The 9,172-nt window shown below is 38.6% G+C and carries 7 protein-coding genes; 4 read left to right on the forward strand and 3 right to left on the reverse strand.

The features are described 5' to 3' along the window. Positions 1 to 198 precede the first annotated feature (198 nt). Together AC4GME_RS14510 and AC4GME_RS14515 are read left to right on the forward strand one after the other, a co-directional pair. Positions 199 to 891 carry a hypothetical protein gene (locus AC4GME_RS14510; protein WP_490379639.1) on the forward strand — a complete coding sequence of 231 codons (693 nt, stop codon included), beginning with the start codon at positions 199 to 201 and terminating at the stop codon, positions 889 to 891. 99 nt (positions 892 to 990) lie between these two features. Continuing rightward, positions 991 to 1,800 (forward strand): hypothetical protein, encoded by an 810-nt coding sequence (locus AC4GME_RS14515; protein ID WP_490379640.1) that lies wholly within the window; start codon positions 991 to 993, stop codon positions 1,798 to 1,800. A gap of 311 nt (positions 1,801 to 2,111) precedes the next feature. Here the strand turns inward: AC4GME_RS14515 and AC4GME_RS14520 are convergent, their stop codons facing one another. Further along, the gene (locus tag AC4GME_RS14520; RefSeq protein WP_490379641.1) at positions 2,112 to 2,912 is read right to left on the reverse strand and encodes a Cof-type HAD-IIB family hydrolase; all 801 of its coding nucleotides are present in this window, start codon (positions 2,910 to 2,912) and stop codon (positions 2,112 to 2,114) included. Between the two features lie 212 nt (positions 2,913 to 3,124). Between AC4GME_RS14520 and AC4GME_RS14525 the strand changes: the two genes are divergently transcribed. Further along, positions 3,125 to 4,354: a DEAD/DEAH box helicase gene (locus AC4GME_RS14525; protein WP_490379642.1), complete on the forward strand. Its 1,230-nt coding sequence runs from the start codon at positions 3,125 to 3,127 to the stop codon at positions 4,352 to 4,354. 412 nt (positions 4,355 to 4,766) lie between these two features. Beyond that, positions 4,767 to 5,666: a SphA family protein gene (locus AC4GME_RS14530; protein WP_490378020.1), complete on the forward strand. Its 900-nt coding sequence runs from the start codon at positions 4,767 to 4,769 to the stop codon at positions 5,664 to 5,666. Between the two features lie 214 nt (positions 5,667 to 5,880). On the opposite strand, the gene AC4GME_RS14535 is transcribed toward AC4GME_RS14530, so the two are convergent. Both AC4GME_RS14535 and AC4GME_RS14540 read right to left on the reverse strand, forming a co-directional pair. Next, complete coding sequence (locus tag AC4GME_RS14535; protein ID WP_490378019.1) at positions 5,881 to 7,428, reverse strand: phospholipase D family protein; 1,548 nt, start codon at positions 7,426 to 7,428, stop codon at positions 5,881 to 5,883. Between the two features lie 237 nt (positions 7,429 to 7,665). Next, the coding region (locus AC4GME_RS14540) for a fatty acid cis/trans isomerase (protein WP_490379643.1) at positions 7,666 to 9,172 on the reverse strand (1,507 nt) is incomplete at its 5' end.

The raw sequence follows: 9,172 nt of genomic DNA on the forward strand, positions 1-9,172 counted from the left end.
TTTATAGAGAACTCTATAAATACAGTTCTTGTTTTCTACGTAAAATTAATGTCAAATATATACACCAAACATGATCCAACATGCTGTTTAAAAAGATTAATTTTGTTATAAAACCATCTTTATCAGATCGATTGTGTTTGCGTATTAGTGAGTATGCAATCTAATACACTATTAGCTTCAAATAGGAAATATTAAACAATGAAATATTTTAGTGCAGTGATTTTCATTCTTTTATCTTTAACACTTACATCATGTAATGATGGTGGTAATGGTAATGGTAATGGTAATAATGGTGAACTTACAGGAGTATGGCGCTCTGACTTTAACAATATTCTATACCTTATAAACCAGAATGAAGGAGTGGTTACATTAAATGAATGTAATTCCGATGAACCTTTTCCACTAACTGAATCGGGTGATGAACTGAAATCAGGAAGTACGCCAATTATTAAAATTAATAGCCCATCTCAGCTAGAATTTATTATAGATTCTTTATCAGGTAAACAGTTAAATAAAGTAAGTGATAGTAATAAATTCAACTCAGGCTCATTATCAATAAGCTCAAATAATGCGATAGCTCTGTCTGTAACGACTGATGTTTGCGCATATAGAGAAGAAGATAATGTTTTTAATATTATTAGAGCCCCATATATAGATGGCTATATTGAGTTGGTAGTCGCTATTCAACTTCAAACAACAGGGACATTTTCCATTCCATTTGATGATGCTTCGATTAGAATCGAATCAGATAATATCTCTGGTGGCTCTGTTTCCGCGTACTCTGGGACTATTAATGTGACTGAATATTCAAATGAACTACTTGAAGCAAGTTTTAATTTCGTCGATTCAGACGGTAATGAATACTCAGGAAATATTAACGTAAAATTATAAAAGCTAACAAGTGCGTCATGTGGGAATTTTATTCGCTGGCGGTTCCCGCCAAAGCGCTCATAAAATCCCCATACGCAAGCGTTATACGCAAAAAACATTATGAAAATTATTTTCCCAATTCTAGCCCTCGAAGAGGAAGCAATTATTAGATTATTTTATTGTAAATCATGCAGTTATCTTTTTTTATTGATAATGGTATTTAGCATAACCGCTTGTGGTGGCGGTAATAACAATGATATCCATCAAAATTCAGTTTGTGAGCAAGGAATCAATAATACGGTTTGTAGTAGTGATTTTCTTGAAGACAGTGTTTGGGGACTTGGGCCGATCAATATCCCTGTTGAAATTGCTGGGTTGTCGCAGGATGTTGAAATGTCACATTTTTATAGATTTTATAGTGCTAATCAAACATATGAGCACTATCTGTTTTTGAAAGTACTATCCACAAATTCGTATTTCACTGAAAGAAGATATGGCAATATCACGTTGTTAAATGATTCAAAAGAAATTGAATTCTCACCTATAGAGTCAAGTTGTAATGGGGAAGATTCTATATTCTCTATTTTTGACCAATCCGATGAAAAGCTGGAGGTAGTTAGAAATGCAGACACGCTTTTTCTATCAATACCAACAACGGATAATTACCTTGATGATTATTTAAACTCGATTGCGCTAAAAGTAGAAAGTGTGGAGGATTTTGTATTGCTCCCTTATAGAGTACTTTACTTTGCGATGGTTGCTTTCATTTCTATAGTATTAGATCTTTTTACTCCTGAATTTATTGAATCATTTGTTACGGGAGCTCTAGGGTATGATGAAAATACAATGATTCATTTTCAAGAACGATATGATAATAGGATAGAAGGTTGTTTTTCTGCGGAAGGTATATCAAGGTTCATTAAAAATTAAAGAGAAAGTTGCCCAAAAATCCTCGTTTGGATTTGGATTTGGATTGAAAATAAAAAATCGTATAACAACACGTTGCACTCGGACTCTGTAGTTGATCCGATCTAGTAGACACCTTTATTTGAAATAGAGGTGTTTATGCCAGCATATAAAACAGGTAAGAAAACCAAAAAAAGGCAGGACAGCCAAATCATTTGTGTCTTAATATTTCAAATAGATGCGCTGTCCCGGTTTTCGATATTATTACTATAAAATATTAATGTTGAATTGCTGGAGTTTTAATATTGGCAAGTCAAGCAGGCGTTTTGAATGCATCAGTCCAGCAGGTGTTTGACAAGATAATGCGCAACGGCCTGATCATCACAGCAGCCGATAACTTCATGATCAGGCAGCGCCATTTTAACTTTATGATGAGCCGTTGCCATTACCAGTCCTTTGCCTGCCATTGAGAGCATTTCAAAATCATTCATGCCGTCTCCAAAAGCAATACAGTCTTTTAGCTGATAACCTTTCATTTTAGCAACTGCATCAAGGGCATGGCCTTTTGAAACACCTGCATCCATGATTTCAAGGCAGGAAGGTGAGGAAAAGACTATATTGGCTCTGTCGGAAAATTTAGCTTTAATTTTATCTTCCCATATAACCAGTTTGTTATGGTCTTGATCCTCGCGAGTTAAAAATATTTTAGCAACATTTTCTAGCGGAGGGTTGTCAATATCGAAGAAGCTGTAAGTAAAGTTGTCATGATTGAAATCTGTTTTAGTGTCTTCCTTGTTGACCAGCCAGTCATCATTACGGTAGATATTAATTATAATTTCATCATCATTTTTAACCATTTCAATTATGCCGGCAATGATTTTCTGAGGCAGATGCTGCTGAAAAATAATGTCGTTTTGGCTGTTATGAACATAGGCACCATTTGAGGTGATCATAAACGCTGGGATGCCCAGTTGTTCGCGCATTTGTGCTACATCAATATGATGGCGGCCTGTTGCAAAAATAAACTCTTTGCCTTGTTCGTGCAGTTGAGTTAATACTTTTTTGGTGAAAGGGGGTATTTTGTGATCTGATGTCAGTAATGTGCCATCTAAGTCGGATGCTGCAATCTTGTACATATAAATCTCCTCTAAAGGGAAGAAATGAGAGGTTCAGCATAGCATAATTTATCTGCTTACTCTTAGGCTGTTTTTAACAATTGGCGGCGAAAATTAGCTTCAAGCGCTTCGAGCTCATTAATTATTTTCATGTTAGAATAACTACCTATATTTTTCTGTTACTGCCTCCAGCCTTAACAGTTTGTTTATTTATCATATATCTGAGACTCCAAATGCCATTTTCCAACCTTGGATTAAGCGATCCGATTGTAAAAGCTGTAGCCGAACAAGGCTACGAGACCCCTACGCCGATTCAAGAAAAGGCGATTCCGGTTATATTGGCGGGTAAAGACCTTATCGCGGCTGCACAGACGGGCACAGGCAAAACGGCGAGTTTTGTACTGCCGATATTACAAAATCTTATTGATGCGCCAGCCGTGCGCGCAAAGCGTATTCGCGCACTTATTCTTACGCCGACCCGGGAACTGGCGGTACAGGTTGAGGCTAATATTGCACAGTATGGTAAACATCTAAATCTTACCTCGATGGCTATGTATGGCGGTGTTGATTCAGAGCCGCAAAAAGAGCGCCTGATAGAAGGTGTTGATATTCTGGTTGCGACCCCGGGCAGGCTGCTGGATATGTATACCCGAAGAGCGATACATTTTGATGAGCTGGAAGTACTGGTGCTGGATGAAGCAGATAGAATGCTTGATATGGGTTTTATAGCAGACATTAATAAAATTGTGGAACGCTTGCCCGAGAAAAGACAGAACTTGCTGTTTTCTGCCACGCTTTCCCAGCAGGTACGTTTTTTAGCCAGAACGGCTATTGATAACGCAGTTGAAATAGCGATTACGCCGGACAGCACTGCAACTCCGCAGATTGAACAATGGCTGATCACTGTCGATAAAGAAGCTAAATCTGCACTGCTGAGTTTTTTGATTACAGAAAACAGATGGGATCAGGCGCTTATTTTTATTGAGACTAAACGTGGTGCGGCTAAGTTGGTCAGCCAGCTTGAAAAGCGCGGCATTAAAGCTGAGGCCATTCACAGCGGCAGAAGTCAGGCGGTGCGTGGCCAGTTGTTAGAAGATTTTAAATCTGGAGAGCTTAACTTTATGGTGGCGACAGGGATTGCCGCCCGTGGTATTGATATTGACTCCCTTACCCGAGTGGTTAATTACGACCTGCCCGACGAAGCCGATGACTATGTTCACCGAATTGGTCGTACTGGTCGTGCTGGTGAGATTGGTGAAGCTATCTCTTTTGTTTCCAGAGATGATTTTAGAAATCTTTGTGCCATTGAAAATCGTCTGGGTGAGTTTATTACTCGAAAAGAGATTGAAGGCTTTCAGCCAAAATTAGAAGTGCCCGCTTCTGATGCAAGTCACGCGCCTAAAAAAGGTAAATCATCAAACCGTCGTAACACACGAAGAAAGCCTGCTAAAAGTCGCTCTTAACGAATTTTAGTATATAAAAGGTGAGCTTAATGCTCACCTTTTGTCTTTAAGGAGAGTCGAAACGTTAGCTTATATGCTATGACGTTCCTGCAGTTTAGCTGCGCTATCTGACAAAAGATAAGGATAAGGAAAGTAAGACAGCTAAATTTATTTCCACAATCGCGGGATGCTCCATCGTCTCCTTACCGCAAAATGACAATTCACTTTTTTGCATTAAAAAGCCATCCGCTAATACAGATATAGTTGTTTAAATTGGAATTTTTTACGATTCTGTGCAACATTATTAAATATACAGTAAGTTAAAACTGCTGGATTCAACACTAAGCCTATTGAAAGCAGAAAAAATATATGGACTCCTATTCTGTAATTGAAAATGAGTAACTAAAAACTCTGAACTCTTAACGGGAAAACTATGACTATTCAAAGTAATAAATCGAAACTATTGCTCGCTCTGGCTGCAGCAAGCTTTGCTTTCCCTGCATTTGCGGATGGAATCGTAGGTGCAGGCCATTACGCCCCGGCAATTGCCAATATCCGAGATCTTACGGTGCCTGACCAAGCCGGTTTTATATACGAACAGTACAACTTTTACTACACAAGTGACACACTTGTCACAAGCTCAGGTAAAGATATCAATGCTGATCTCAGCTCTGCCGGTATAGCACCATTGATTTTGTGGGTGACCGATTGGGAAGTATTGGGGGCGCGTTACAGTTTTTACTTCAACCCAGTTTTATTGTCTAACGACTTTGACGGTGAAGAGGACCAAGGCCTGGGTGATCTCTACATTCAACCGCTTTGGCTTAGCTGGCTGAATATGAATCACGACGTTACTCTAGGTGTCGGCGTGTACGCACCAGTGGGTGATGATGATGTTACGTTGGATATGTGGACGACTCAGTTCCAACTTGCAGGGTATTACTACATGATGGAGCAGGCGACAGCGTTAATGCTTGCCGCCACCTATGAATTTCACGGCGAAGTTGACGAAACTGGTGTAACTCCGGGTGACCACCTCACCATCGAGTATGGCTGGAGCCAATACCTCACTCAGCAATTTGAAGTCGGTATCCGAGGTTACAGTCAGTGGCAAATGGAAAGTGATGACCTACCGTCCTCTCTCAATAACTTGAACCAACTGTTAGGCACGGATATTGGTAATAAATCAGAAGTGCACGGAGTGGGCATACAGGCAGCGTATTGGCTTAATAGTCAATGGAACCTCGCATTTAACTACAGCAAAGAATACAAAGCAGAGTCTCGATTTGAAGGCGAAATGTACTCGCTTAACTTAACTTATATGATGAACTAAGCATACTAATGTAAGCCTGTGTACGCGAATACGTTAATCTCCAGCCGGGTGATTGGCACGTTTTAGTATGAGTAAAAAAGCAGAAGTCGCAAGCCTTTTTGACTTTGCCGATAACGCAAATAATAGACTGATAAACTAAGCATCCAGTTCAAGACTTTAAAGCTACCCCTATTGTTTATAGAAACCTAAATAATAATTTCCATGCCGGTTAAAGTTAAAGTTGTGATTCGACAGGTAACCACTGCAGGAAACCGTTTTTAAAGCGATCCCACCAGCTGCTGTAGGGGTCATCGTTAAAGATTGTGATTTCGTCCCCGTCCGTTTTAGTCCAGATAATTTCACCATCTTCTAGTGATAATTTAAAGGCTCCATCTTTAACAACACTGTCAAAATCCTTAACAATAAAAGCACCTAATTTTTCTGATTCTGCAATCACACCTATTTCTGTATTTTCACTACGCGAACGCGGATCAAGATTCATTGAACCAATAAAAGTTACTTTACGGTCAATTACAAAATATTTAGCATGTAAAGTTACTTTGGAAGCAGTTGATGCTGCCGCTTTATCAGTATATTTACTTAATACATCTATACGAGTACTGTCGATCTCATATAATTCTACACCAAGCGCTAATAACGCTTCACGATACTTCGAATAACCAGAGTGTACTATGGTGACGTCATTGGATTTCATCGAATTGGTTAAAATTCTAACTTTTACGCCTTTTTTTACCATATCTGCAAATAGTGCAACACCTTCATCCCCTGGTACAAAGTAAGGTGAAACGAGTACGAGTTCCTCTTTTGCATCATTCACGTAAGGTCGTAATTTTGGAACTAGGTGGTATTCTGTTTTTTCACGTGAAGAGACAACTTTTAATGGATCATCATATAAAACCACAGCGTTACCTGTGTATTGGTTAACTTTTCCTTTTGCTACCAGGCTTAACAAATCGTTTTCACGAAGTGCTTGTGCAAACTGAGAATTATAGTTTTCTTCTAAAAAGGATTGTAAAGTTTGACTGACTTCAAGTAAGTCATCTTTTGTCGGTTGGTAATCATTTAATAAATTAATGCCGTAGCTGATTTCACTGTTCCAATATAAGTCAAAGGAGGTTTGAACCTCTTGAACAATGTCGCCTGTAAAAGCGATATCTAAATCTCCAAAAGTTACATCTGAGTGCGCGCCATAGTATTGGTCTCCGACATTACGGCCACCCAAAATGGATATGCTGCTGTCTACAGTGAATGTTTTATTATGCATTCGACGTGTTACTGAACCAAAGCCTGTAATTAATTGACGAGTACGACGTTTATCACGTAAAAACGGGTTGAAAATGCGCACTGTAAAATTAGGATGGGCATTAATTTTTGCAATATTAATATCTTCGCCTGCTAAATCCATATCGTCTACAAGTAAGCGTATGCGAACGCCTCTCTCTGCCGCTTCCCACAGTGCAGCCGTTAATAGACCTCCACTTAAATCAGAATGATATTGATAATACTGCAGATCTACACTTTTTTGCGCCGCTTTAATAAGAGAAACTCGGGCAACAAAAGCATCGACCCCATCTTCTAATAGTGTCATTAATGCTTCATCATCATTTAAGCCAAGTTGCGCACGTTTCTCATCAAGCTCCATAGTTAATTCACTTTCTTGAGATTTACTCATCGCGTAACTTTTACTGCTGGTATTCTCCGGCAGGCTAGCGCAGGAAAATAAAAAGGAGACGAAGAACAGGAGGGTTATATTTTTAAGCACAATTACATCCTTATAAGCTGTTGATAATGTATATTTAAGTTATGAATAATGATAAAAGCAAGATTTACAGGCGCTATTTTCTGTAATTGCATTATCAACAATGTTGGATTTGCCTGTATCGTAGAGACAACAGCAAAAGAGCATAAAATGAATTCATAAAGCACCCATTAAGGCATGAATAAATAAAGTTGAAATGCCCGTAAAAAGCCATTGTTTGATACTTTTACGGGCAACGGATTAACGATTTTCCAAACGGTTATAATCGAACAATCCATAAGTGGTCGGATTTTGTTGCTGATGAGTTTGATGTAATAAATCGCTGACTTGCCAAAAGTCAGGATTAGTACGGCGTATTGCATAGTTATCTAACAACTGATTATAACTTGCTGCATTATTAACTTGTTGTAACTGTTGAACAAAATCTTTTTGCTGTTGTTTATTTAGTTTGAAAATTATCTCAGGATAACTGACAATCAACCCTTTAAACAGTTCTGCAGTGTCTAAGTGTGGTAAGCGAGTTTTCTTCTCTTTCAGCAACGTTGAAACATTACTACGCTCGTTATGGCGGAGCAGGGTATATAGTTGAGGTATGCCTTCTTTATCTTCAACAATAATGAAGCTTGATTGTGCTAATTGCTGCACGGCCGCATTCGCTAATTTATTTAACCCCGTTAATGGCCCGCTAGTTACATCTAATTGATATTGCTCTGCTACTTTATAACGTGTTTTTAATTTATTAAATAACTCCTGTTTAGGGTTAGAAGTATTATATGTTACGCTGTTTTTTTGTTCGAAAAAGAAGCTGGTATCGTCAATAAATTCCTTTAAATCTTTTGTTGAGTCTAGATACCATGACTCAATTTCAGCCTGACGTTGTTCTTTAGGTAATAAGGTGATAAATGCCATTTCACTTTCAATACGCAAAAGGTCCATATACAAGCGAGTAACTAGTTGATGGCGAATCGATCCATATACATCATAGCCTGCAACTAATAGATAGTGGATCCGCTCTAACACTGGATAGTCGATGATCCAGGCTGTTTTTGGTGTTTGCCCCTGTAAACCACGTACCACTACTGCACTGTCGAAGTGTCTGAAAATAGTTAGACTAGCATTATCATTATTTTCCCATAAACTATCCAAACCTAAATATTTATCAGGATCTTTTATCTGTTTTAAAATGTCTTCCACGGCGCCGATATAAGCTTTTTCACGTTTGGCGAATTTTCTCCATGACCTTAGCGCACGGTGTTTAGCGCTATAATCCGATGGTAATTCTAAGTTATCCGCTTGTTCATAGAAAAATTTATCGAAACCTTTACTTTTAATGTTATCGGGATCGGTAAACAACACCCAGAATTTATCTTGAATAACATTAAGTGCAGTTTGACCACGACAAACGGGACCTTTAATAAAGCCCATAATAGAGAACTCTGCTTCATCAAGCATAAACTGATAACGGGCGTCAGCTGGTATTGCAGCAAACACTTTAAAAGGATTACTGCCATTATCATAATTTGGTAAAGATTCGACCGCGAAAGGTGCTTGATACAATAAGTTATTCCAACGAGCCAAACGTTGTTGATTTAATGCATAAGGCATGTGCGTTTTCGTTAATATCGTTGACGTATCCTGACGTAAACGATAATAAACCAGATCTGTATTCGGATTATCGTAAGGACGACGACTGGCTATTTCTTTAATTGCTTCCCCCGGAGGGGTAATTGAGCGAACTAAACGGAAA

This window comes from Psychromonas sp., assembly GCF_983033635.1.

Bases quoted from the DNA above. Each gene is read 5' to 3' on its own strand.
- AC4GME_RS14525 (WP_490379642.1), top strand. From the start codon at position 3,125: ATGCCATTTTCCAACCTTGGATTAAGCGATCCGATTGTAAAAGCTGTA.
- AC4GME_RS14530 (WP_490378020.1), top strand. From the start codon at position 4,767: ATGACTATTCAAAGTAATAAATCGAAACTATTGCTCGCTCTGGCTGCA.
- AC4GME_RS14520 (WP_490379641.1), bottom strand. From the start codon at position 2,912: ATGTACAAGATTGCAGCATCCGACTTAGATGGCACATTACTGACATCA.
- AC4GME_RS14515 (WP_490379640.1), top strand. From the start codon at position 991: ATGAAAATTATTTTCCCAATTCTAGCCCTCGAAGAGGAAGCAATTATT.
- AC4GME_RS14510 (WP_490379639.1), top strand. From the start codon at position 199: ATGAAATATTTTAGTGCAGTGATTTTCATTCTTTTATCTTTAACACTT.